This window comes from Prevotella communis, from assembly GCF_022024115.1.
Lineage (GTDB): Bacteria > Bacteroidota > Bacteroidia > Bacteroidales > Bacteroidaceae > Prevotella > Prevotella communis.
This window is the reverse complement of sequence record NZ_CP091792.1, coordinates 1,499,491-1,523,349: the sequence shown is the minus strand read 5'-3', so window position 1 is coordinate 1,523,349 and position 23,859 is coordinate 1,499,491. Positions and strand designations below refer to the sequence as shown.

The 23,859-nt window shown below is 43.9% G+C and carries 24 protein-coding genes; 19 read left to right on the top strand and 5 right to left on the bottom strand.

Going from position 1 to position 23,859, the window contains the following annotated elements; all coding sequences use genetic code 11:
• Positions 1-42: 42 nt before the first annotated feature.
• The 7 genes from L6468_RS06010 to L6468_RS05980 all read left to right on the top strand — a co-directional run bounded on the left by L6468_RS06010 (position 43) and on the right by L6468_RS05980 (position 9,176).
• On the top strand, positions 43-2,211 hold the full coding sequence (locus L6468_RS06010) for an HsdM family class I SAM-dependent methyltransferase (protein ID WP_237796454.1): 2,169 nt from the start codon (positions 43-45) through the stop codon (positions 2,209-2,211).
• 1 nt (position 2,212) lies between these two features.
• Complete coding sequence (locus L6468_RS06005) at positions 2,213-3,697, top strand: restriction endonuclease subunit S domain-containing protein (protein WP_237796446.1); 1,485 nt, start codon at positions 2,213-2,215, stop codon at positions 3,695-3,697.
• 53 nt (positions 3,698-3,750) lie between these two features.
• Positions 3,751-4,722 (top strand): AlbA family DNA-binding domain-containing protein, encoded by a 972-nt coding sequence (locus tag L6468_RS06000; protein WP_237796445.1) that lies wholly within the window; start codon positions 3,751-3,753, stop codon positions 4,720-4,722.
• Between the two features lie 27 nt (positions 4,723-4,749).
• A complete protein-coding gene (locus L6468_RS05995) occupies positions 4,750-5,535 on the top strand; it encodes an ADP-ribosylglycohydrolase family protein (RefSeq protein ID WP_237796438.1) in 786 nt (261 codons plus the stop codon).
• A 3-nt stretch (positions 5,536-5,538) separates the two neighbouring features.
• Positions 5,539-5,700, top strand: a complete 162-nt coding sequence (locus L6468_RS05990; RefSeq protein ID WP_237796430.1) for a hypothetical protein — start codon at positions 5,539-5,541, stop codon at positions 5,698-5,700.
• Positions 5,700-6,146 (top strand): NUDIX domain-containing protein, encoded by a 447-nt coding sequence (locus L6468_RS05985; protein WP_237796428.1) that lies wholly within the window; start codon positions 5,700-5,702, stop codon positions 6,144-6,146. The genes L6468_RS05990 and L6468_RS05985 overlap by 1 nt, the downstream gene beginning before the upstream one ends.
• Before the next feature lie 750 nt (positions 6,147-6,896).
• Positions 6,897-9,176 carry a UvrD-helicase domain-containing protein gene (locus L6468_RS05980; RefSeq protein WP_237796426.1) on the top strand — a complete coding sequence of 760 codons (2,280 nt, stop codon included), beginning with the start codon at positions 6,897-6,899 and terminating at the stop codon, positions 9,174-9,176.
• Positions 9,177-9,219: 43 nt separating this feature from the next.
• Here L6468_RS05980 and L6468_RS05975 read toward each other — a convergent pair whose 3' ends face one another.
• Positions 9,220-9,864, bottom strand: coding sequence for a vWA domain-containing protein (locus L6468_RS05975; protein ID WP_237796417.1), 645 nt, complete (start codon positions 9,862-9,864; stop codon positions 9,220-9,222).
• 815 nt (positions 9,865-10,679) lie between these two features.
• Between L6468_RS05975 and L6468_RS05970 the strand changes: the two genes are divergently transcribed.
• The 7 genes from L6468_RS05970 (at position 10,680) to L6468_RS05945 (ending at position 16,122) form a co-directional block, all read left to right on the top strand.
• A complete protein-coding gene (locus L6468_RS05970; RefSeq protein ID WP_237796650.1) occupies positions 10,680-11,054 on the top strand; it encodes an A1S_2505 family phage non-structural protein in 375 nt (124 codons plus the stop codon).
• 952 nt (positions 11,055-12,006) lie between these two features.
• On the top strand, positions 12,007-12,231 hold the full coding sequence (locus tag L6468_RS05965; protein ID WP_237796415.1) for a hypothetical protein: 225 nt from the start codon (positions 12,007-12,009) through the stop codon (positions 12,229-12,231).
• Positions 12,232-12,277: 46 nt separating this feature from the next.
• Entirely contained in the window at positions 12,278-12,646 is a 369-nt protein-coding gene (locus tag L6468_RS05960) for a hypothetical protein (RefSeq protein WP_237796413.1), read from the top strand.
• Between the two features lie 189 nt (positions 12,647-12,835).
• Positions 12,836-13,927 carry a hypothetical protein gene (locus tag L6468_RS05955; protein WP_237796412.1) on the top strand — a complete coding sequence of 364 codons (1,092 nt, stop codon included), beginning with the start codon at positions 12,836-12,838 and terminating at the stop codon, positions 13,925-13,927.
• 54 nt (positions 13,928-13,981) lie between these two features.
• Positions 13,982-14,212, top strand: coding sequence for a hypothetical protein (locus tag L6468_RS05950; RefSeq protein ID WP_237796410.1), 231 nt, complete (start codon positions 13,982-13,984; stop codon positions 14,210-14,212).
• Positions 14,213-14,329: 117 nt separating this feature from the next.
• The gene (locus L6468_RS14690; RefSeq protein WP_255779432.1) at positions 14,330-14,458 is read left to right on the top strand and encodes a hypothetical protein; all 129 of its coding nucleotides are present in this window, start codon (positions 14,330-14,332) and stop codon (positions 14,456-14,458) included.
• Positions 14,459-14,481: 23 nt separating this feature from the next.
• Positions 14,482-16,122, top strand: coding sequence for a hypothetical protein (locus tag L6468_RS05945; protein ID WP_237796408.1), 1,641 nt, complete (start codon positions 14,482-14,484; stop codon positions 16,120-16,122).
• Between the two features lie 592 nt (positions 16,123-16,714).
• On the opposite strand, the gene L6468_RS05940 is transcribed toward L6468_RS05945, so the two are convergent.
• Together L6468_RS05940 and L6468_RS05935 are read right to left on the bottom strand one after the other, a co-directional pair.
• Positions 16,715-18,007, bottom strand: coding sequence for a Y-family DNA polymerase (locus L6468_RS05940; RefSeq protein ID WP_237796407.1), 1,293 nt, complete (start codon positions 18,005-18,007; stop codon positions 16,715-16,717).
• Positions 17,992-18,444 carry a LexA family protein gene (locus tag L6468_RS05935; protein ID WP_237796404.1) on the bottom strand — a complete coding sequence of 151 codons (453 nt, stop codon included), beginning with the start codon at positions 18,442-18,444 and terminating at the stop codon, positions 17,992-17,994. The genes L6468_RS05940 and L6468_RS05935 overlap by 16 nt, the downstream gene beginning before the upstream one ends.
• Before the next feature lie 123 nt (positions 18,445-18,567).
• Between L6468_RS05935 and L6468_RS05930 the strand changes: the two genes are divergently transcribed.
• The gene (locus L6468_RS05930) at positions 18,568-19,932 is read left to right on the top strand and encodes a hypothetical protein (RefSeq protein WP_237796402.1); all 1,365 of its coding nucleotides are present in this window, start codon (positions 18,568-18,570) and stop codon (positions 19,930-19,932) included.
• Positions 19,933-20,012: 80 nt separating this feature from the next.
• Positions 20,013-20,861: a DUF6712 family protein gene (locus tag L6468_RS05925; RefSeq protein ID WP_237796400.1), complete on the top strand. Its 849-nt coding sequence runs from the start codon at positions 20,013-20,015 to the stop codon at positions 20,859-20,861.
• 66 nt (positions 20,862-20,927) lie between these two features.
• Here the strand turns inward: L6468_RS05925 and L6468_RS05920 are convergent, their stop codons facing one another.
• Together L6468_RS05920 and L6468_RS14685 are read right to left on the bottom strand one after the other, a co-directional pair.
• Positions 20,928-21,818, bottom strand: a complete 891-nt coding sequence (locus L6468_RS05920) for a hypothetical protein (protein WP_237796398.1) — start codon at positions 21,816-21,818, stop codon at positions 20,928-20,930.
• A 28-nt stretch (positions 21,819-21,846) separates the two neighbouring features.
• Positions 21,847-21,981: a hypothetical protein gene (locus L6468_RS14685; protein ID WP_255779430.1), complete on the bottom strand. Its 135-nt coding sequence runs from the start codon at positions 21,979-21,981 to the stop codon at positions 21,847-21,849.
• Positions 21,982-22,226: 245 nt separating this feature from the next.
• Between L6468_RS14685 and L6468_RS05915 the strand changes: the two genes are divergently transcribed.
• The 3 genes from L6468_RS05915 to L6468_RS05905 are packed head-to-tail and all read left to right on the top strand — an operon-like array spanning position 22,227 to position 23,812.
• On the top strand, positions 22,227-22,679 hold the full coding sequence (locus L6468_RS05915; protein WP_237796396.1) for a hypothetical protein: 453 nt from the start codon (positions 22,227-22,229) through the stop codon (positions 22,677-22,679).
• 19 nt (positions 22,680-22,698) lie between these two features.
• A complete protein-coding gene (locus L6468_RS05910) occupies positions 22,699-23,013 on the top strand; it encodes a hypothetical protein (RefSeq protein ID WP_237796394.1) in 315 nt (104 codons plus the stop codon).
• 43 nt (positions 23,014-23,056) lie between these two features.
• Complete coding sequence (locus L6468_RS05905) at positions 23,057-23,812, top strand: hypothetical protein (protein ID WP_237796392.1); 756 nt, start codon at positions 23,057-23,059, stop codon at positions 23,810-23,812.
• The last annotated feature ends 47 nt before the right edge of the window (positions 23,813-23,859 follow it).

Sequence of the window (23,859 nt, the reverse complement as noted above, 5' to 3'; positions counted from 1 at the left end):
GTAATTATCTTGTATTGTTAGAATATTGTTTATAAATAGATTATGAAATATAGTGAAGCAAAAATCATATTTGATTCAAAGTATAAGAGAGCTCAAGAATACGTTTGTTTTCTTCCTGAACATTTGACACTAAACAAAACAACATCTTTTTTGAAAAAAGATGGTTCTCACAATGAACAGTATTACAAGTGGCAATTCTTATATAGTATCGTAAATTCAGGATTGTTTCCAAAAGACCTTATAGGTACTGAAATAAGATTTCCAAAGGGTAATAAAAGTTCGTCGGATATTATAATTGATGCCGCCATTTTTTCAGAATCTTCGTGGTATGATAAATACAAAGATTATCATCAGAACAATAATTCTGAAAGTTTGGATTGGTTAAGAAAACATTTAATTGTTGCTATTGAATTCAAGAAAGAAGACAATAAAAACGTAACAGAAGTATGGGATAAACAGCTAAAAGCATACATGAAAGAAAGCGAAGCTGATTTTTGCTTAGGAGTATTGTATGACACAGAAAGACTGTATCTATTCCGCAAGTATAATGGTAAATATCTGCGTTATAGTGATGAATATAACGTTAAGGGAGAAAAGAGTGGTCTAAAAGATCTATCCTTAAATTTACCAGATCCTTATAGAAATATTCCAAGTTATGAACGTATAGTTAATTGGGCAAATGCAAAAGAAACAGATTATTCTATACGTTCTATAAATGATCTTGATATTATTTCGGGTATACAATCAACACAAATTAATGATGCCATGTCCGCAATTCTTAGAACGATGGACAAATTAGGAATGGTAAATCAAAAGGGATTTGAAGTTTTAGTTCAGATTTTATCTTTGAAGATATATGATGAAAAGCGTAATGAGAAGCAACCCACAAGATATCTAGATTTTTATGTAAAGCCCGAAGAAAGGTCCTTTAACACATTAGCAGATAGTGGAATTCAGACTTTTCTTAATCGTATAAGTAAATTAAAAGAAGAAGCAAGTGGAACATATTACCGTATACTACAGGGTGATTTGTTTAACATTAAAGACGAAAAACTCGTTCGTATACTGATTGAAGTTGTTAAACAGTTTCAAGATTATTCATTTGTAAATTCTCAGAAAACAGATTTGTATCAATTAGTATTCTACAAGTTTGCTGGACAGTTTTCTAAGGATCAAAATGCCCAGTTTGTCACACCACTTCCTCTCATAGAATTTCTGGTGGACATTGTTAATCCAAGAAATGGCGAAACAGTGATTGACCCAACAGTTGGAATTGCAGACTTCTTATCCGTTTCATATGTCAATTCAAACAGCAAATTAGATGACAAGAATATTTTTGGTATGGATATTGATGACCAAATGGTGATGTTGGCCACCCTCAATATGCTGTTAAATGGAGATGGAAATGCAAAGATTATAGCTCAGACAGACGGATACGGTTCTCTACTTACAAAATTTGGAAGTACAGGTGAGCCTATACAGCTGATACCATCAATGAACCAAAATGGTGATTGGGAAAAACGCCCAGACACAAACAAAATCAAAAAATTTGATGTTGTTTTAACTAATCCTCCTTTCGGAGAAGATCGTGCTTATACTCCTAAAGATCAAAAAGATTTAGATGTTATTAAGTGCTACGAACTTTGGAAGTTATATGGCCAAAGAGAAGAAACTAATGAAACAAAGAAAAAGAAGACAAAAGCAAAAGAGGCTAACAAGATTGATTTGGGAATAGTATTTCTTGAGAACGCCTATCGCATATTAGCAGAGAATGGTAGAATGGGTATTGTTCTGTCCAATTCAATTGCAAGTATTGACTCACATCGCGTTGCAAGACAATGGCTTATGGAAAAGATGCGAATCGTTGCATTATTTGACATGCCGGCCAATGTCTTTGCCGAAACAGGTGTGAACACAACTATAATCGTTGCATATAAACCGTCAAATGCAGAACTTAACCGTCTCAAAGAACAGAATTATGAAATTTTTATAAGGGATATCAAAAAGGTCGGATATGAAGTAAAAACAAGTAAGCGTGTAAAATACTTCTCTCCTTCTTTTAAAATAAATTATGATACTTTTGAAACGGAAATTGACAGTGAAGGAAATCCTGTTCTTGATGAGGATTTCACACAGACAATCAAGGATTTCCGTCAATGGTGTCTTCAGCAAGAGAAGAGTTTGCAAGATTTATTCATAAAAGAAAAATAAAATGGCATATAAATATATTGGTGTTCCTAAATCTATATCTTTTCATGAATGTGAAAAGAATGGTTTTGTATTTGCTCCATCAAAATACTCACGATTTTTACCAGATGACAATACTTTGTACAAGCCATTATCATCTGTATGTAAAGAGAGTAAGAAGAAAATACGTCCAGAAAGAAAAAAGCAATATACATACTCTGAAATAGGTGATATTAACGTAAACTGTGGTTCTATTGAAAGTAACACTTTTTTTGGTTTTAATTTACCTTCAGATAGTCCAAAGAAATGCAAAAAAGGAGATATTCTCATATCAACAGTAAGAACATATCGTGGTGGCATTGGTATAATTACAGATGAATATGAAAACCATTGCTGCTCACCCGCAATATTAATAATAAGAGATATCATTGACAAACGAATAACAAAAGAGTATCTTTATGCGATTCTAAGAACAGAATTCTTCGTAGAACAAATTCTTGGATTTCAAAATCGCGGTATGTATCCTAGGCTTGATAGTAACGCCATGGATAAAGTGATTATTCCAGTTCCTTCTGACAATCAAGTAATAGAATATATCTCTATGTTAGCAAAAGCATACATTAAGAAATATAGTCAGATAAAAAGGAAACACAAAGAAATAATTAGAAAAATCGAAGAAGAATTACGTAATAATCAGAATGATGGCTCATTTATTTATAATCTTCCGAATTTTAATGAAATACAAAATTTCGGAAGGCTAGATACAGGATTATACAACGAGGATTTCTCTTTTTGGAATTGGATGGTAAAAAACTATGTATATGGTTCAAAAAATCTAATCGAAAGAGGTTTCACTTATAGCAGAGGAACTTCCCTTGAAAATAAGTTTCTAAAGTCAAGAATAGATAGTGAAGTTTATATTAAAGGCTTCTATGAACTAGTACTACCAACAAACATTCATCAATATGGATATGTAGAGAAATCTACTTATATCGGTACCCCTACAAAATTGAAAACAATCGAGAAAGGAGATATTATTTTTGGAGGAGAAGGATTCGGCAAAGGAAGAACATTTGTTGTTGTAGACGAAAGTCATAATGTTGCAACCAATTATCACGGCATAAGAATAATAAACAAGAATAAGAACTTAGTTGAAAGTATTTTTGTTAGATGTTTCTTGGCGTTCTGGCGTGAAAAAGGGATGATAGATTACATTGGGGTTGGAGGTTCTGGCGGTCATTGTGCACCTTCTTATTTTCATATGATAGAAACACCACTATTCCCTGATTCTGTACAGAAAGAAATTGCATCATTATATTACAATTCACAGGATTACGACAAATTAAATTTCAATCTTACTAATTTTATTGAAAAAGATGATATTTTTACTAAATGTGCTGGAATATATGAACTAGATAAAGCAGCAAATAAAATCAAAATTCTTTTAGACAAAGCGATAGATGACGTCGTTAATAATAGGAGTGTTTCTATCACCTTTGATTTTAAATAATTTGTAAGTATTCTGAAACGAAAAATGAATACATAGTAGATTGTATAAAAGAAATGGATTTTTACGAAAGAAAAGGATATTGTATAGAAGACTTAAATGACTTTATCGAGTTAGAAGTCGAAGAAAACAGGCATCTTGACTACAAAGATGGAGCTGCGTTATCCCCAGATAAGATTCCTGAAATAACAAAGGATGTGTCATCATTTGCGAACTCGGATGGTGGCATTATTATTTATGGTGTAGGTGAAGACAAAAATACTCACAAGCCAAGTTATTATGCCCCAATAATCGATAGCAAATTTTCAAAGGAATGGCTTGAACAAAAGATAAACCTCATCCAACCGAAAATTGAGGGGCTTACAATATATCCCATAAGACTCAATAAAAAAGCAACAAAGTCAATATACATTGTTAAGATTCCCAGAAGTGATGACGCCCCTCATATGGCAGATGATAAAAGGTATTATAGAAGAGGTAATTTCTCCTCTGAAATTATGCATAGCGATGAAGTTCGTGACTGCTTTCATCGTTTCACTGCACCCTTATTGAGATTAATGGGTGCTGATCTTTTTTATGAAATACAGCCAGCATCAGAACGAAAGGAATTGTTTTTTAGAGCCTTTGTACAGAATAATAGCAGAGGGGTTGCTAGTCTTTACAAAATCAATGTCTATATTTTTACCAAAGCTCCCATTGATAACATTAGTTTAGCTAGAGTAAACGAATCTTCTAAAGTTTGTACATTGACGAAAATGGACTCACAAAGTATTCGAATAGGAATAGTGTCAGAAGAACCAATCTTTAAAAATGAATGCATTGAGGTAGGTAATTTTTTTATTAATATTCCAGATAAGGACAAAGAAACATTTTTTTCCACCTCACTAATACGTGTGGTTCTATTATATGAGAAAGGTGCTACAGAAATTCTTTATGTTCCTAAAGAACACTCTTGTATAAAGGAAGTTAACGCCATAAATGCAGTTTTGAAAAAAGATTTCCCTGATTACAGAGCAGACTATCTATAATTATTATAAGGACTAAAAAGAACTGATATGTTAGGAGCATTAATTGGAGATATCGTTGGTAGTCGCTGGGAGTTCAATCCTACGAACGACTACAATTTCGAATGGCTGTCAGAGGAGAACGGCTTCACCGATGACACCATCTGCACCGTCGCTGTCGCCGATGCTTTACTACATGAACGCGAGTTCGGTGAAAGCATCCATGACTGGTGCCGCCGCTATCCTAATCCGAAGGGAGGATATGGCGGACGTTTTGCCCAGTGGGTTCATAGCGACAACCCTCAGCCATACAACAGCTTTGGCAACGGCTCTGCAATGCGCGTATCTCCAGTAGCTCATTGGCACGACAACGTCGACGAGGTTCTTGATGCTGCAGCTGCCACCGCCCTACCCTCCCATAATCATGATGAAGGAATCAAAGGTGCTCAGACTGTTGCTCTGGCCATCTTCAAGGCTTTGCAACATGAAGAGCAAGCACCAGAGCATATTGACGAGATTCTCGATGAATGTGTCCAGTTCTCCGGCTATGACATCAACATTAGGAAGGCTGATGTTATCAACCGATTCGATGAAACATGCCAGGGCACAGTTCCTGTCGCGCTCTGGATTATCGGCATCAGCGATGGTTTTGAGGATGCGGTTCGTAAGGCCGTATCACTGGGCGCCGACGCAGACACACTGGGTGCCATCGTTGGCAGTATCGCCGAAGCCATCTGGGGCATACCCAAGCCTATGAAGCAAGAAATTCAGGAATATCTCCCTGCAGAGATGAAGGAGGTTATAGCTCAGTTTTACGAATCTATTAAAGAAAAGTAAACCATGAAGAAGCTCGATTTATACGACTGGATACTGATAGGATTAGCCCTGTTCTTGATAGCCTTTGGAACAATATTCGGAGGATGGATGGGATTCCTTGCAGCCTTATTCATCGTGTTCTTCTTCGGTGGAATGTTCATACCCAATAATAAAAAGAAACGATAATGGAATATACCTACAAATACCCACGTCCTGCAGTCACAGCTGACTGTGTGGTAATGACTAACGAACCACTCCCAAAGGTGCTGCTGATTCAGAGAGGTGCCGACCCTTACAAAGGTGCATGGGCATTCCCTGGCGGATTCATGAATATGGATGAGACGACAGAGCAATGCGCAATTCGAGAGTTGGAGGAAGAGACTGGCCTGAAAGTGACCACCGTTCGTCAGATTGGTGCTTACTCTAAGGTAGACCGTGACCCAAGAGGACGAACCATAACTGTTGCATACCTCGCCATCATCGAGTCACCAGCGGAAGTTAAAGGGCAGGACGACGCAGCCAAAGCTGAATGGTTCCCGCTTACAGATATACCGCACTTGGCTTTTGATCATTACGATATCATGAAGGATGCTGCAAGGGTTTACGCTCTGAATGTTCATGTAAGCGAATAATAATCTATAGTAACTGAAGAGTTGAAAAGTTTTAAGAAATACACACTTTTACCTTGTCTGGTAATGACATCGGCATCTTGTTATGCCGATTCTGGTCAAGCTATACTGGATCGTATCTCGGGCTATTCGATTCCTATACTGATAGTTATAGGAATTGCCCTCGCTTTCTTTGTGACAAGATGGATTGTCATAAAGAAAGGAAAAGCTGATTTCAGAAATTCAGTTGATGCTCTTAGCGGCAGAATTTCCGAAGCATTAAATGAATTGGAAACATTCTTCCTCCCTACTCATAGGGTTGAGGAGGAAGAGTTAGCCTTATTGAACGCAAAGCATCAGAATCTCCTATCTGAAATTACCGTCCTTGAAGGTCACAAATACTTTGATGAATTTGTTTTCATTGAATCAGGTATTTCTAAATTCAAGGACTATATAACAGACCTTCAAGAGAAAAAGTCCGAGAATAATAGCATCATAGATGCAATAGAATATTTGAAGGGGATATCGACAAAGTTGACTGATTCTTATCAGGCTTTGTTTAACCCATCCCGATATTTCACTTATTCTGAAATGGAGGAATGGCAAAGACTGTATGAACGAGAAAAAGAAAAGATTGACCTTGTTCTTCCAAAATACGTTGATTATGTTACGGATGAATCAACAAAAACTTTACCCGCACTCTATTCTACAATAGAATTAGAGCGTACCAAGCATAATCAGGATTTTGTCGAACGCGAATTAAACTCGAACAGATTGTATTTTGACCATGTTCTGGGTAAGTATCCACTCGACCCGCAGCAGCGTGACTCCATCGTGAAGCTCGAGGACAACTGCCTAGTTATTGCCAGTGCCGGTAGTGGAAAGACCTCTACCATCGTCGGCAAGGCTAAGTATCTGGTTGAGAAACAGAATATCGACCCTTCAAAGATTCTGCTTCTGACATATACCAAGAAAGCTGCAAATGAGCTGGCTGAGCGTATGAAAATCGACGGTATCAGCAGTGGCACATTTCACAGTCTGGCATATCGTATCATTGCTGATACTACAGGAATGGCTCCATCAATATGTGATGCGGACGTGCCTCTCAATATTTTCAGGAAGCTGATTCTTGAAGACGACTACTTCCTTAAAGCCGTTGACAATTATATTATCAATCTCCAGTCTTTAATGAAGCTGGAGCATGACTACACCGATGCTTTTACCTATTTCGAAGACCGCAAGAAATATGGTATTCAGGCCTTGTTCCCTGATGTCGACGGTAAAATCATCTTTACCAGAAGCGAGGAGGAAAAGCGCCTTTGTTCCATCCTTACGAAGTTAGGTGTTCTCTTCCGTTATGAATGTGCTTATCCAATCAACACCAGGACTCCCGAACGTCGCCAGTACAAGCCGGATTTCACCATCTACTTCAAAGACGGTCAAGGTCAATGGCAGCGTATCTATCTAGAGCATTTCGCAATTGATTTCTACGGTCAGGTTCCAAGATGGTTCGGAGAAGGAACAAAAGGTGGTTGGAGAGCCGCAAACAAGCGGTATATTGATGGTATTGAATGGAAACGCATGACTCATAGGATGAACGGAACAATCCTTTTAGAGACGACAAGTGCGGATTTCCATGATGGTACCATTGAGAAAAAGCTGGAAGACCAGTTGGTTCGATATGGTGTTCCCATCAAGCGTCGTACTGATAAGGAGCTATATGATATGCTTGTCAAGCGCAACCGCCAATTGGAGAAGACAGTCTTCACGCTTCTTCTGTCATTCGTTACCTTGATGAAGGCTAATGAAAAGACGATTGAAGGTCTGCTTGAGACGGTTACGCCCAGAGAGGGAAAAATGCAGTCACTCGAAAAGAAGCGCAACTATTATGTACTTTACCATATAGTCAAGCCCTTCTATGAGAATTACGAGAAAGAGCTAAAGCGCAATTTCGAGATTGACTTTACTGATGCCATCATACAGGCTACTTCCATTTGTCGTGAAGGACTCTGGAAGCAATACGACTATATCCTTGTCGACGAGTTCCAGGATATATCCGTTGACCGCTATAAGCTGCTTCAAGCCCTCAGATCTGAGCATCCCAAGACCAAGCTCTACTGTGTCGGTGACGACTGGCAGTCTATCTTCCGTTTCGCAGGAAGTGACATGGCGCTGTTCTATGACTTTGAGAAGTTCTTCGGTTATACTGAGGTTTGTAAGATTGAGACTACCTATCGTTTCCATCAGCCAATGATTGCCCGCTCCTCTGAGTTCGTTATGAAGAACCCTGCACAAAAGAAGAAGACGATAAAGACTCCTGAGGGCGACTCGATGAAGACTTACCTGAACTTCGCCAAATGCTCCTCAGAAGACAATGGTGTTAAGGAGAAAGTAGAGGAAATCATTGCCAGTCTTCCTAAAGATGATAGTGTTCTTCTGATGGGTCGATACAATTATGATGCAATGTCAGTCGGATTCACAGGAAAGATTGATCATTCTGATAATCGTATCAAAATCAAGATTGCTGGTCGTGAGGTATTCTTCCTATCCGTCCATTCTGCAAAGGGACTGGAAGCTGACCATGTCATACTTATCAATTGCAATCAGGGTGCCTACGGATTCCCCTCTCTCATTGAGGACGACCCAATTCTTGATTTCGTTCTAAGTCGAAGCGAACAATATCCATTCGCTGAAGAGCGACGTCTGTTCTACGTGGCCATGACTCGCGCCAAGAAGCGAATGTATGTTCTTTATGACGAGCGAAAGCCTTCTCCTTTCATTTCTGAATTCCTAGTAAAACTCGAGGTTGGTTCCCACCTATGTCCGAAATGTCTGGAAGGAAAGATGGTCGCCGTTAAGGACGGAGTATCGTCCAACGGCACAAAATACCGCTCATTCATCTGTTCGAACAATGAAGCAGGTTGTGATTTCTTTGAGACGAAGTTCGGCGACCTCACACCGCCAGGCCTGTTGGTTTCAGAAGAGACTACTGCCCAAGATATCGAACGTCTCAGGGAAAGCAGACGAAGAGCTAAAGGAATCGGTTACGTTTAGAAGAAGTTGGAGCGGCCACTAATAGTGCAGCCGCTCCTTTCTTTTAGTTACCCTCTTCCTCGAAGAACTTTCCCTTGGGCATCGGTGCAGCTTCAGCCACGCAGCAGTTATAGCGTTCTCTACTCCTGCGTTCTCGGGCAAACATCTCCTTGGTACCTTCAGCATCCTGTGTGAATTCCATGTGCTCCTCAATGGCAAAGGAATGAGCCATCTCCTCGACATCGAGGTTGTCGGTACCAATGAGCGTAAAGGTCCAGTTCTGCTTCTTCAGCTTCTCGATGAGGGTACGGACCATCTTCAGCGTCCATTCCTCGCTGCAGTTCTCATAGCCATCGGTAATGATGGTGACAAGGACGTGATCGCCATCTTCTACCTGGGCATTAACCTTGGAAACGCCTTTTCCGATAGCATCGTAAAGCGGCGTGGCAGCGCAAGGATTGTATGCCTTCCACTTCAAATCCTTGGTCTTGTCGGCAAGCGTATTGTCATAGTGCAGCTTAGTGTGGTCGCTGTCAAAGGTAATCAGCGTGACATACTGAATCTGATTGGGATACTTCTTCTGCATCATGCGGACAGTCTGCAGGGTTTCGTTCATGCCAGTAAAGGCCTGCTTGCGGATGCACTCCATGGAACCGCTCTCGTCAACAATAATCAAGTTGTGAACTCTCGTTGGAATCAAATCTGTCATAGTTGTAATGTTTTAAAGGTGAATACTATTTCGACATGTCTTTATCACTTTAAAGAAGATTTTCGGAAAAAATTAAGTGGTATCACATTTTTTTTCGTATATTCGCACCATAAAACTATAATATGACCTACAGACGACTATCAGATAAGGAGATTCTAAAGGGCTTCCGCCAAGGCGACGCTGACATTATCCGTGATTATTTCTACGGATATTGTGAGGTAGGCTATTATATTTTCGACCAGCGGTATCAGCTTCATGAGAAACAAAATCTGGACTTCCTTTCGCTCGCTCATCAGTATATTATCTACTTGATGGAGCATGAATGGAAACCTCTGGAGGACCATTCGCCCAGCGTTTCTCTGAAAACATGGCTCATCAACGGATTCCGCTTTATAGTCCTCGATGCGCTGAAATGGTACCGCAAGGAATACGGCAGCATCACCTTTGAGGACTATCTCCAGTCGTTCGATGTCACGAGCGACCTTCGTCTGCAGTTCAACCACATGGTACAAGATGTCTGTGACCATGTTCCTATGGGCCGACAGGAGCGCCTTATCATTGATATGATACTCCTGCAGGGCTACAAATCAAAGGATGTTGCCGCCCAGATGAGAATGACTCCTGCAGCCATTTCACAGAAATACAAGAAAATCAAGGAAGACATCATTGTACCATACTTCCGCGAGAACTTCGACATGGACCTCGATATGCCTGAGATTATGCCGGACTTCGCTATCGTTGGCGAGACTATGATGGAGGAGGCAGCACCATGTGCAGGAGCTACGGAATTCAGAAGACTAAGAATGACAGATATTATGCAGCAGAAACGTACTACTCCAGAGCGTATCACCTCGCTCCAGCCCAACGAGATTTTCGTCTTCGGCTCAAACCTTCGCGGAATGCATGGCGGAGGTGCAGCCTACGTTGCATACCGCCACTTCGGCGCCATTATGGGGCAAGGTGTCGGTCTGCAGGGACAGAGTTATGCTATCCCCACCATGCAGGGTGGCGTAGATACTATCCGTCCCTATGTGGACGAGTTCATAGAGTTCGCCAAACAGCACCCTGCCCTCACCTTCCTCGTCACCCGCATCGGCTGCGGCATCGCTGGCTTCACGGACGAAGACATCTCGCCCCTATTCGAAAAAGCACATGAGGTGGACAATATCGTATTGCCACCGAATTGGTAAAATATAACGTACCCCTCATTCTCGCGAGGTTGTATCGTTTTTGCCGACTATATGAGACTATGAGTCGTGAGACTCTACACTTTTGCTAATGGCGTGAACGTTTGCGGACTTATCATTGGACTCTGTCTTTGAAATTCCTGCCAGGCTTCTGGACGCTGAATAATAGCAAATGCTTTTATATTACCCAAAAATCTGAGACGGCGAGCCGTGAGGTCCGCTGTCTCTTTTTTAGTTCCGTCTGCTTCATATTCAAAAGGTATGCATGGCTCTGATGGGCCTCATTGTACGCCTGACGTTCTTCAAGTACCAGGATGTCACCGTCCATTGTTAGCTCACTCTTGATGGACTTCACTTTGCGAAAGAGGTCATTTGCTTCCACGTCATTTCTATTGCCATACTCCTTCGTGATTTCTTTTGCTGCCGACATCGATGTGTAATCTGCCTAAATAGGTAGTGCCCGCCGTTCAGCTATCTGTGGCCATAAATTGGTAGTCCGCAACATACCTCATACAAAAGAGGTGGCCATCACAATCAAAAGAGGTACACCCTGGATATTGCCGAACAAGGTAGAGGCGAATAGAGCGCTTACTGTACCCGCTGCAGGTGAATGTTTGCGAATTCTGTGTCATTACCATTCTCCATGCTTGTTGGACTTCTCCTTTTAGCTACCTATAGGCCCTTTACTTATTTTTCCTTTGCAAATTTAGCGCAAGCCCGTGCCCTGCAAGTACTGGTCTCTAAGGTTCCCGATTCCTGCACATAAATCACAGCAGCCTTCCGCATTTTCTTCTTTACGTCAGAGCCTAAAGAAAATGGGGTATTCCATGATTTTTGCTGGTAATTCCTTGCATTTACGCACTTTCCTCTTGCTGCTCTTCATTGCACGTAAAAATTACAAAAGCTCCTCGGAGCTAAATTAACAAGAAGTCAAACAATTTAAAAAATAAGAATTATGACACAGAATGTACAAACATCAGTTTTCACCCACAGCAGGTTATACAGCAAGCGCTATTATGTAGGCAATATCTACAGTGTAGTTGTCAATTGTGAGGATGGCGAGTACTATGAGTATGAGGTAGAAGCGGACACATTCGCTAAAGCCACAGAGATAGCAGAGAGCATGGCCAATGATCTGATGGCAGATATTACATTCATCGAAGTCTATAAGGCAGCATAAATAAGTATCACAAAATAGAGTATAAACAATTAAAGAAATTAGTATTATGGAAGCAAAAGTTATTATCGTTACAGAAGTGAAGTCTAACAAGAGTGAGAACAATGTATGGATGGTGGCCATCACAGGTGAAGAACAAGGTCAGGCATACTGCAAGAGTCCCTATAAGGCCATGCGTTTCGCTTTTCTCTTAAAGAAGCAGACAGGATTCCATATCGAGGATGCATCCCTCAAGGCTCTCTCAGCGGAAATCGCTAAGGAAAAAGTAGCATCTGAGGCTGAGAAGCCTGCTGAGCAGGAAGCTCAGACAGAGGCAAAGCCAAAGAAGCAGCGCAAGCCCCGCGCTAAGAAAGCCGAGGCGGAGTCTCAGGCATTAGCTCAGGTTGCCGAGCAAAAAGGATTGATAGCCTTCCTGTAAAGGGGGCTATCAAAAAAGGAAGGCTCGCTTCACAGCGAACCTTTCTAAACAAAACAAAAATTAAATGAATTTTTTTTCGATGAAATTTCGTCATGCAAAGGTACAACAAAAATCCGAGAATCATGAAATATTTTCGTGTCTTTTCCCCACCCCCCACCCTTTTTTATCTTTGCACAAAAAAGAAACATCATGGCCACTACCATCAATACCACATTCAGCAGCATCTTCCTCACGTCACATCTTCCGGAGGAGGTCAGCATCACCACGGACCAGGAGTCTTTGGAGGTTTCCGTTCTCGTGAACTCCTCAAAGGTTTTCTCGTCCGTCTACTACCCCTACAACCAGGAGATTATCGTCCGTGATATCCGTTCCATCGTGGAGTCCTACATGTCAGGCGCTCAGCGAAACATTGCCACATTGAAGATAGAAGCTAAGGGCGCTGAGACAATCAAGGAGACTGTTACGTATGACGACGACGGAAACATCCACGTGTCATACGGCAGCGACACCTCTTCACCAACTGTCGTTTCAAGTGACGATATCACGGTCATCTATTGCCGCTTCAGCACTATCCTTTCTTCTGAGGCTTTTTTGTCCAGCCACTTCCTGACCACACTGCGCAGCGCACTCATTCCCCGCAGCGGCAGCATGAAGCTGAGCTTTTTCGCCACCACAAGAGAAGCAAGTTCCATCAGCGCACGGATATATTTCTCACAACTTGCAAATCCAAGCCTGATTCTCTCGCTTGATTGTGACCTGGGGGAAACACCGTCCGACTTCGATTCCATTTCTTCCAAGGTTCTGTCCCATGCCTACCTGAAGACTCTTGTCGACCGAGCAACGCATTTCTCCTGTAAGGTACATGGCGCAGAGTATCGCGTCGGCAACCGGCAGTTCAACCTCTTCTTCACCGACGAGCAACCCTGCGACACATTCCACTTCCTGAATGCTTTCAACCACCTCGATACCGCCTACCTCTTCGCTGCCACCACCACAAAGACCGAAATAGATCATAGTGAGGCCGTTTGTGGTCATTATACGCAGTTCTACGACGAGTCTGTTAAGGTAAAGCACGAGGTAGAGACGGCACCGCTGACTCCCCAGGAAGCTTCATGGCTCAGCGAGATGCTTTCCTCAAAGTATGTCACCCGCCAAATCGACTCTTTCACCTCTGCCAAGGTTCTTATCAGCGATATCACATCCGAAGTAACTGATTCCGACAAAGACCTCATCCGCCTGAAGTTCTCATGGAAATATGCCGACGGAACCGAAAGGTTATAGTTTATATGTTAATATGTTATTGTGTCTTTAACCAGTTATTATGTCTTTAACTCTATGAACTCAATCCACATTTCCACCGCCCGACTGATTCTCAACCGACCCGACCCAGTAGATATCCGTCTCTGGACCTCAAAGGGCGAGATCCAGGAGTGGCACCGATGCATCTGTATCAAGTACGACCACTACAAGGGTATCCGCAAGTTCAAGCTTCTCGACTCCAACCAGATCCGCCAGACCCGCGAGTGTTGCATTTTCAAGCTCAACGGCATGGAGGTCTTCCTCTAAAAATTACCACATTTTTCCTTTTTCATGCTCATTTTCAGATATTTTTTTATACCTTTGCGCTCGTTTTAATCTTTTTACAACCCGGGTAAAACGTAACTAATATCAATAATAAACAAAATGAAACGAAAAGATTACAGAAAACCGGCGATGAAGGTCGTCAAGTTGCAACACCAAGGCATCATCTGCACCAGCCCAGGACAGGCAGGAGCGCAAAATTACACTTTTCACGATGAAGAAGAAGAGTAACAACCCACTAAACGTTAAAAACAATGATGAAGACAATGAAATATCTCAGCATGGCTGCCCTCGCACTGGTGGGCGCCATCGTGACCAGCTGCTCCAGCGATGACAACTTCATTGACACTCCCCAGCAGCCTGAAAACAAAAGCAATGTAGTAACAATGACCACCACCGTCGGCCTCGACGAGGGTGCAGAGGCACGAGGTACTAGTCGCGCATTGAATATTGATTACGTGAACAAACAGGCCGTTAAGACCTTTGCTGCAGGCGAAACGATGGCCATCGTTTACAAGAACACCAGCGGCAATACCGTCAAGGCCGTAAGTGCAGCACTGACGGATGGTGACATCACCACTACTGCCGACCCTGCAACAGACAAGAAGTCGGCCACCTTTACCTTCGAGCTGACAGACCCCGACAAAACGCAGGCTGTGACCTACATCTATCCCGCCGCAATGGCAAAGGACGACGGCTCGGTCAACTACGACGCGCTGTCTACGCAGGACGGTACATTGGATAACCTTGCCACCAATCTGGACTTAGCTACTTACACCGATACATGGGACGGCACCTCGCTGCCCACTGGCACGCTTGCGAATCAGTTGGCCATCCTCGCCATGACGCTGAAGAACAGCGATGGCAGCAGCGACATTACCAGCAGCATCACCAGCCTCACCCTGAGCGACGGCACCAACAACTACACTGTCACTCGCTCAGCAGCGGCAGGTCCCATCTATTTAGCTATCCTTCCCACGGACAATGCCAGCATCAAGATTACCGCCGCCTCCGCCACTAACGATTATTCGAAGTCGCTGACAAGCAAGACCTACGCCGCAAGCAACGGCTACAACGTTAGCTGGAAGATGACTCCCTTCATCATGAACACCACCGATGGCGTGGCCGTGGAGAAGTCGGACGATGGCAAATACACGCTGCAGGACGGCAAGGAATACACCATCAGCGGCACGGGCAGCGGCCAAATCATCGGCAATGCAGCCACCATGACCTTTGCCGACGGCACCGTGTTCAACGGCTATATATCGACCTTAACATATTATAACTCCGTTGACTTCTACCGCGCCACCATCAAGCTCGACGGCAACGTCACCGTGAATGGCAATATCAGGGCAAGCAATTCTAGTTCCAACCACACGCTTATCACCACGGCGGGCGGCACTCACACGCTGACCGTCAACGGCAGTATTGATGGTAGTTGCTGGATGCTCACCAAAGACGTGACGCTCTACACGAGCAGCGCCCCCACATTCGCATATGGCTTCGTCCATGACGCCTCCGGCCTCAATATCACTTCCACCGACGAGGAAATCGGGGGCGTAGCCTACAAGAAATTCGTGGGTGCCGGCGGTCCAAATGAATCCTACATCACGGTGTGGCTTCCTGAAGACTGGGGTACCTCTGACTTTTACGTCCAGTTCTACAAAGATGAAAATACAACAGTCGGCAGCACCGTCAGCCTGACCTCAGTAGGCACGACCTGGTATGACGAGAGTTATAATGTCTTCACCGCAAACATACCCAGCGAAGCGACTAAATATAAAGTCTTAGAGGAACGTTTTTGGAACATGATGCCTGTGATATATGACTTCGCCAATATCTCGGGTGGCACGCTCCGTATAAACAATGATAATGGTTGGGGCTATATATACTAATATAACACCACAGTAAGTAATAAGTACATACACAATAGTCTTAAACAGCTAATAATAGCATAAATAAGTATTATCCAAATCTGCAGAGTTGAGAAAATCAGCTCTGCAGTTTTTTATCTTTTAGTTCAATAAAAAATGAAATCTAGGTAATTCTTATATTATATTCGTTTTTTTTCGTACCTTTGCACCCAGAATGACGATGTACAGTGGTACAGCCATTCTTACTGCCCCTGCCTACGTGCACCCGCAGTACTCTTATTGAAAACGAAGCTGATGTGCTTCTGTCTTGTGTACTTGAAACTGGAAACTTCAAAAATAGAACAAGACTGGAGTTCGACAGTTCACGTATATACGTGGGCTTGTCGTCTCATTGTCTTTTCTATGTGGCTTTTCCAGTGCCTAAGTACGAAGACTTTGGGATACGCAGGTCCACGTTCTTTGTATCCCTACTTTTCTAGAAGCGCCAGCCTGAGTATACCCATCAATGTTTCCCGTTGCATAACATTGATACACGGCCATTTATTTACTAATTGACCAGTGTTCTAAAAAATCGAAACGAAGTGGCGATCTGCGAAGACCGCCACTTCTATTATCATTTTGCCTCAGGAATATCGCTCCACTTCGTGGTGTAGCTGGGACTGCGGAAGTCGTGCTTGATGCTGTCACGGAAAACGCCCGCTTTACCTTTTCCGTCCTTTGCCGTATACTGCTGCGACCCAAGCACGATGGTCTCGCTGCCGTTCATCCTGTTGATTTTATCAATGGCTTCATCAAGCCTTTTCTTCTTCTCGTACCGTTCAGAATCATAGTCGATGAAGTTGGTCTGAACGGCAGTATCGGGACAGATGCCTGCCACCACCACACCCGCACGCTTATACTGATACCCCTGTCGGAATATCCTTTGGGTGCAGCGCAGCGCACATTGCACGATATCCTGTGTCGAGCTGGTGGGCGTCAGCAGACTCTCCTGCGCCCAGTTCCAGTACTGGGGCAAGTCCTCGCGGAAATGGTTCGTGTCGATGAACACACTCACAATGCTCGCTGCAGACTGTTGCTTGCGCAGCTTCTCGGCACAATGAGCGGCGAAGTTGCTGATACTGGTTCGCAGGGTCTCAAAGTCTGGCACCATCCCGGGGAAGCTCCTGCTGGTGCAGATGCTTTTTTTCTTGCCCAGATCTTCCAGGGGCACACAGTCATCCCCATTGAGTTCGCGCCACGTACGCTCCACCACCACATTGAAGGTGGCACGTACCCAGCTCTTGGGCTTCATGGCGAAATCATAGGCAGTCGTCACGCGCTCGGCTTGCAGCCTCTTGGCGTACTGTCTGCCGATTCCCCATACTTCCTCAATGGGGTAAAGCTCCAAGGCCTTGTTCCTACGCTCGATATTATCGATGTAGCAGCAATGATTGAAGCCGGGGTATTTCTTGGCATAGTGGCTGGCCATCTTTGCCAAGGTCTTAGTCTGGGCAATACCGATGCTGACAGGCATACCTGTGCAGCGCTTGATGGTCTGGTGCAGTTTCTCTCCCCATTCCTTCAGGTCGAGGAAATTCATCCCATCGAGCATGCAGAAGCCTTCATCGATGCTATAGCGGTAGAACTCTGGCACCTCCTGACGGATAAGTGACATCACTCTGTCCGTCATGTCGATGTAGAGCTCGTAGTTCGAGGAGAACACCGCAATCTCCTGCCCGGGGAACAAATCCTTAAGTTGGAAATATGGCGTTCCTGCCTTGATGCCAAGAGCCTTTGCTTCGTTCGAGCGTGCCACAACACAGCCGTCATTGTTCGACAGTACAACGACAGGCTTTCCGTTGAGGTCAGGGCGAAACACCCTTTCGCAGCTCACGAAGCAGTTATCACAATCTACAATGGCAAACAATAGCTGTTCCTCCAGTCTCTAATGGTAAAAATGACCTTGCCCCAGACAATAAACTCGTCAGAGGCATCCACAATAAACGGTTTGTAATCCGTATTGGCAGGACGCAGTCGGATGAAACCTTCATCCTTGGTCGAGGTATCGAGGTACTTCACCGTAAACCCGCCATTGACATACGCAGCCACGATATTGCCGTGCACCATCTCTTCTGCTCTGTCCACCAGGCAAAGGTCACCGTCATAGATACCTGCATCCTTCATCGAATCACCTTTCACCTTGACAAAGAAGGTACTTTCAGGATGCTTGATGAAATCGCGGTTGAAGTCCAGTCTCTCGGCTGGATAGTCACTGGTAATGGGGAAACCAGCTGCTATCGCATCGTAAAGCGGCAACTCCAGCTCCGTTGAAACCTCTGCTTTGAAAATCTCTTCGTCTTTCATTCTTCCTTGTTTTGCCTACAAAATTACTCAATAATCCGTAATTAAGGGAAGAATCTCGCCAAAATTTGATGTCTTTTCTCATACGCACCCACCTTCATATCTTTGCATCAAAAACGCTAAGATATGAACCAGCCACAAGACTTTAACTATTCCTTCAACTCCGTTGAAAACATTCCTGACTTGAAGGCCTCCGCAGCTTTCACCGCCAGTTCGTCCGAGGTATTCCGCGAACAGTCGGATATCCTTCCTGTGCCTCTCGACGAGGGCTATCAGTATATGCCATGGGGTGCTGACAACCAGATGCCCTACAAGATTCTTGAGCTTATCGAGTCGGACGAGACGCTTTCCACCTGCCAGATTTTCAATGCCGAGGTTTGCTATGGCTCCGGCCTGGTCTATGACACATCGGAAGCCAAAGCAGCCGTTAAGAAGGACGTCGACCATTACCTCATGGACAACGACCTTCCCTCCTATTTTCTCGGTGTCTGTCAGGACTTCAAGCACTTCGGGTTCTGCGTCAGTATCATCATCCTCAGTGCCGACGCCTCCCGCATCGTCCGCATTCTTCGCAAGGAGGCCTGCTACTGTCGTTTCGCCCCTGCAGAGAAGGACGGCCGTATCCCCTATCTTCTCTATGCTAACTGGAGGAAGACTATCTCCAGCAAGGACCAGGTCGAGAAAATCGAGATGCTCGACTCTCATTCTCCCTGGAGTGATTTGAACAATCGTTTAGGCAAGTCCCCCACTTCGCCCATGAAGCCCACCAAGCCCGCGACGAAGTGCCGCAAGTTCGCCATCGTCAGCCGCGTCCCCACACCCGACAGCACCTACTACCCAATCCCCTACTATGGCTCTCTCTTCAAGGGCAACTGGTACAACATCAAGAAGCTCATCGGTATGGCCAAGGAGGCAAAACTGAAGAATTCTGCGCCCATCAAGTATCACATAGAGATTGCCAACCGCTTCTGGGACGGTATCTTCAAGGCCGAAGGCATTACCGACCGCAAGAAGCAGATGGATCGTGTCATCGAGGAGAAGGAGAAGATTATCAACTTCCTCACAGGCATGGAAAACTCCGGCAAGGTGCTCTTTTCTACGTTCTATGTCAATCCCAACGGCGAGGAGCAGCACGACGTGGTCATCAATAAGGTAGAGACCGACAAGGAAGGTGGCGACTGGTCCACCGATATCATCGAGGCCGTCAATATGATGTGTTTTACGATGCGAGTCCATTCAAACCTTGTCGGCTCAGTTCCAGGAAAGTCTCAGACCAACAATTCCGGAAGCGACAAGCGCGAGTTGTATACGATTGCCCAAGCCTTACAGAAACCGTATCATGACCTCCTTTTCACCGTTCATAATATTATAATAAGGTATAACGGCTGGGACGGAGTTCATCCCGACTGCCCCTTCATCATGCTATCGACGCTCGATGAGAAAAGAGACGCAAAGCTCGTGACCCCAAACAAGACCATTGACCCCGAATAAAGTGACCCCTGTTCAGTATGCTGCTATGCTATAGCAGCTCTAGCCCATTATCCCCATTCACCCCATTAATCCCACAAATAATGAAACTAATCACCACCGACGACCAGCTCCGACTGCTCATCCCAAACGTCCTCGCTACTGTAGAGGGCGAGCCCACCCTGATAGAGAAGCTTTACCCATATCTCGAGACTGCAGAGCAATGGGCAATAGATACCTTCGTTCCTGAAGCTATCTTTGACGAGATTGCTACAGCCGACAGCTTCGGACCTAACGAGCGTTTCCGCTACCCCTTGGAAAAGCTAGTAGCCTGTCATGCCTATATGACCGCCATACCTTCACTTGATTTGGTATTGACCCCTAATGGCTTCGGCATCGTCTCGAACCAGAACGTAGTTCCTGCTTCTCGTGAGCGCGTCGACGCCCTGATTACCTCTCTCGAGTCTCAGCGCGACGCCGCCATCGAAGCCCTCATCCTTCGCCTCTCCGCCCGTCCCGAATGGCGCCAGTCCCAACAGGGCAAGTACTTCTCCAGTACTATGTTCCCCTTCCTGAGCCTATGCCACCGCCTCGCTATCCGTGAACACCTCTGGGAGAATTATCAGAAGCTGCATGACCGCCTCATTAAAATTGAGTCGGTCCTTGCAGACACATACTTCTCCCACGAGCAGATAACAGTCTTCCGTAATCACGTCATCACTCAGCTCCGCACCGCCAAGCCGTTGGAAGAGCAAGTCATCCGCACTCTCCAATCTTTGGAGATGATGCTTCTCTCAGACATGCAGGTTCATCCGCAATCCTTCTATGACCTCGTGAACATCATCCGTGAGCACGAAGAAATCTTTCCCGCTTGGCACAGTTCCCCTGTGGCAGCTCTATACACCCCCAAAGTCTTCGAAAACAAAAAGAAGTCCGGCGGCTACTGGCTATAATGCAAAACAAGCACGGCGTTCAAAGACGTCGTGCTTGCTGCTTATAGTTAATACTCCTTGGTTCAATTAATTCCACGTGCGGGTGATGTTGTATATCTTTGCCTCAATTTTATTGTTGGCCAGTTCAAAGGTTTTGTCATCAGACCAGTTGGATGTATTCGCAATCTGGAGTTTATATGGGGCACCATAATCGTTACAATAAACGACGAAGGCACAGTTTATGACGCCAGTGTCATCAGATGTATAACGATATCCCATAATCAAATCGCCGTCAGAATCACGCACGTCTATATTATAATCCTGATTTGCAACAACTCCGCTTCCGCTGATGTGGACATTAAAAATTGCGGTATGGCTACTTAATTCAAAGGTCTTAGTCGCACTGTTATAGAGTCCCCACACAGGCAATGCTGACTCCATAAGCGTTTCTACATCAGAAGCAATCAAGTTTGTTAGATTAAAATTAAGACGTTTCGAGTTAGATATAAAATAATGTGCACCTGATGCTTCATCACCCTCTATCATGTTCTTGTGGACGAGATAGGCATCGGCTCCTGCTGCAAGGGGGTCTGCATCGCCAAAGTCATAGGATGTCTCAACTGCTGTAAGAGTCTTATAGTCATACACTTTGAGGTCACCCTCAAATGCTGCACTTTTCCCGTCTGCAGCAAGCGACCCATCTTTCATAGTAAGATAGCCTGCCAAGCACAAATAACCCCCAAGATCTTCATATACATACAATCTATCACCCTCTGTAAAAGTCAGCACACGTTTACCGCTCTCAGTAATCATCTCACTTCGAGTAGTTCCATCATTCCCTAGCCCTGCATCTACGGACACATGTATTGTCTGAGGTTGAACATTTGTTTCGTTGTCATCGTTTGAGCATGCAGCAAAACTCATGATGAAGGCTGCGGCCATGACCAGCCAACCCATTCTATTAAAAGTCATCTTCATTGTTCACATTCTGATTTGGGGTTTGACACTAAGCTTCTTCTTCCTCATACTCTACGTTAAGGGTTGATTGAGGATTACTACCAGCCAGAATATGGCACTGTTGTTTAATCTCTACTACCTGAATGGTAGGTTTCTGGTAATTTTCTTTTTTAGTTATCTCCATTTTTTTGGTATAAATAATACAATAATTAAATCAGCCTGCAAAATTACATCGTTTTAATTAAATATCAAAAAAATATGTCCAGAATTTCCTATAAGCGGAAAATTTATTCGATTTTTCGCCAAAATTATTAACCTACTTCTTTCATTATTCTAATATATCCTAATCATCAAAACAAATAAGTCTTCATGATTAAAAATTACTCGTCCGCCTACCGATTTTAGGCGGATTTTTCGTACCTTTGCACTATGATTATGATAGAAGTATATACTAGAAAGGCATTTCCAAATGCATCAGATGATTTTATTCGTGGTGCCGTTTGGGTAGCCCAAAAAGTAGTTTACGAGATAGCTCACAACAGACAACCAACAGCAAAAGAGGATATTGAAGCAATCCTCAAATATGAGAATAGTCTTCCTGATTTAATTGCCGCCGAGAAAGAGTCATTTGAATTCAATCGTGGTGCCTCATGGGGATTTGAAGGCTATATCCTACAGCTCGTAAAAGGCGAAGCGCTGAATTATGAAGAAAAACTGATAGCTTTAGGTGGTTTTACAGCTGACTACATCGAAACAGAAGAATATGCTTTACGCATGTTTAAATCCTCACCTGAAAACAAATACAATCAGCATGCAATAGACTATCTTAAGAAGGAGATTGCATGGGCAAAGGAAATAGAAGCGAATAAAACCTGGAAATAATATATATACAACCAAGAGAATGAAAAAGGAAGAATTAATTCCCCAGTATTTGCAAGACGAACTCCGCGAAATAAACGATATAAGACCACCTTATTCTTTTGAGGAAATCACAAAATTGAAAGACCTGCTTGACCATACGCTCGAGCAGGAAAAGCAGTTAGAGGAAGCAGAAGCATACGGAGCAATCCCCAAAGAAGAAGCTGATATCACTAATCTTGTATTAACTGTCAAGCACTTCGTCCTACAAAAATCAATAAAAGGTGCCATAAAGCAGTTGGAAAATGATATTGAAGAGAAGAAAAGGGAGTTAGAAGAACTTAAAAGAGGCAATTAACATTGTCTTTTCCTCATACAACCTGCTTCTGTACCTTTGCGGTATGGAAGCAGTTTTTAATATCTCATTGCCCACCACTTGGGCCGAACTATCCGACGCGCAGCTCCTGATGGTCTATAGCCTCTTCAGCCGCGACTTGTCAGCTGCAGAGGTAAAGACCCTCTGTCTCATGAAGTGGAATCACTTGAAGGTGCTTGCCACCCTACCCGTCCATCGTTTCCTCATTAAGAGGAAAAAGGAGCAGGTTGTGCTCAGTACGAGGCAGATTCAGCAAGCTACCTCAGTCCTAGATTACTTGGATTCATTCGCTCCAATGCCTGTTCGTATCTCGCGAATCGGCAAGTACCATGCTTTGCCCGCAGACTTCGAGAAGGTTCCGTTTGAGCAGTACCTGTATGTTGACAACCTGTTCCAGGGTTATCTCAACACACAGCAGGACGAACTGTTGCTTCAGATGGCGCAAATCCTTTATGGAAGCGACCATGTGAAGCCCTCTCGTGCCCATCTCGTAGGCATTTTCTACTGGATGGCCTCGCTCAAACAGTACTTCGCCTCGCTCTTCTCGAACTTCTACAAACCGGCACCCGCCAAGGGTGACGACAATCTCCTTGGTAGTGCCCAGCCTGATATCTACAGCCAACTGCGTGACAGCACGAATGCCATGATCCGTGCCCTCACTGGTGGCGATATCACCAAGGAAGCCGCCATCATGAAGATGGATACATGGCGTGCCCTCACTGAGCTTGACGCTAAGGCAAGGGAAGCAGAAGAGCTTCGTAAGGCTTATAAAAAGCCTTGATACTTTTATTTTGTTGTTATTCTTTAATAATTTATTTACCAAATACT

Excerpts from the sequence above, each read along its gene's own strand:
- L6468_RS05945 (WP_237796408.1), top strand. The coding sequence starts at position 14,482 with ATGATGAAGACAATGAAATATCTCAGCATGGCTGCCCTCGCACTGGTG.
- L6468_RS14685 (WP_255779430.1), bottom strand. The coding sequence starts at position 21,981 with ATGGAGATAACTAAAAAAGAAAATTACCAGAAACCTACCATTCAGGTA.
- L6468_RS05935 (WP_237796404.1), bottom strand. The coding sequence starts at position 18,444 with ATGAAAGACGAAGAGATTTTCAAAGCAGAGGTTTCAACGGAGCTGGAG.
- L6468_RS05950 (WP_237796410.1), top strand. The coding sequence starts at position 13,982 with ATGAACTCAATCCACATTTCCACCGCCCGACTGATTCTCAACCGACCC.
- L6468_RS05930 (WP_237796402.1), top strand. The coding sequence starts at position 18,568 with ATGAACCAGCCACAAGACTTTAACTATTCCTTCAACTCCGTTGAAAAC.
- L6468_RS05990 (WP_237796430.1), top strand. The coding sequence starts at position 5,539 with ATGAAGAAGCTCGATTTATACGACTGGATACTGATAGGATTAGCCCTG.
- L6468_RS05975 (WP_237796417.1), bottom strand. The coding sequence starts at position 9,864 with ATGACAGATTTGATTCCAACGAGAGTTCACAACTTGATTATTGTTGAC.
- L6468_RS06005 (WP_237796446.1), top strand. The coding sequence starts at position 2,213 with ATGGCATATAAATATATTGGTGTTCCTAAATCTATATCTTTTCATGAA.
- L6468_RS05965 (WP_237796415.1), top strand. The coding sequence starts at position 12,007 with ATGACACAGAATGTACAAACATCAGTTTTCACCCACAGCAGGTTATAC.
- L6468_RS05985 (WP_237796428.1), top strand. The coding sequence starts at position 5,700 with ATGGAATATACCTACAAATACCCACGTCCTGCAGTCACAGCTGACTGT.
- L6468_RS05915 (WP_237796396.1), top strand. The coding sequence starts at position 22,227 with ATGATTATGATAGAAGTATATACTAGAAAGGCATTTCCAAATGCATCA.
- L6468_RS05995 (WP_237796438.1), top strand. The coding sequence starts at position 4,750 with ATGTTAGGAGCATTAATTGGAGATATCGTTGGTAGTCGCTGGGAGTTC.
- L6468_RS05920 (WP_237796398.1), bottom strand. The coding sequence starts at position 21,818 with ATGAAGATGACTTTTAATAGAATGGGTTGGCTGGTCATGGCCGCAGCC.
- L6468_RS05910 (WP_237796394.1), top strand. The coding sequence starts at position 22,699 with ATGAAAAAGGAAGAATTAATTCCCCAGTATTTGCAAGACGAACTCCGC.
- L6468_RS05925 (WP_237796400.1), top strand. The coding sequence starts at position 20,013 with ATGAAACTAATCACCACCGACGACCAGCTCCGACTGCTCATCCCAAAC.
- L6468_RS05970 (WP_237796650.1), top strand. The coding sequence starts at position 10,680 with ATGCAGCAGAAACGTACTACTCCAGAGCGTATCACCTCGCTCCAGCCC.
- L6468_RS05905 (WP_237796392.1), top strand. The coding sequence starts at position 23,057 with ATGGAAGCAGTTTTTAATATCTCATTGCCCACCACTTGGGCCGAACTA.
- L6468_RS14690 (WP_255779432.1), top strand. The coding sequence starts at position 14,330 with ATGAAACGAAAAGATTACAGAAAACCGGCGATGAAGGTCGTCAAGTTG.
- L6468_RS06010 (WP_237796454.1), top strand. The coding sequence starts at position 43 with ATGAAATATAGTGAAGCAAAAATCATATTTGATTCAAAGTATAAGAGA.
- L6468_RS05955 (WP_237796412.1), top strand. The coding sequence starts at position 12,836 with ATGGCCACTACCATCAATACCACATTCAGCAGCATCTTCCTCACGTCA.
- L6468_RS05960 (WP_237796413.1), top strand. The coding sequence starts at position 12,278 with ATGGAAGCAAAAGTTATTATCGTTACAGAAGTGAAGTCTAACAAGAGT.
- L6468_RS06000 (WP_237796445.1), top strand. The coding sequence starts at position 3,751 with ATGGATTTTTACGAAAGAAAAGGATATTGTATAGAAGACTTAAATGAC.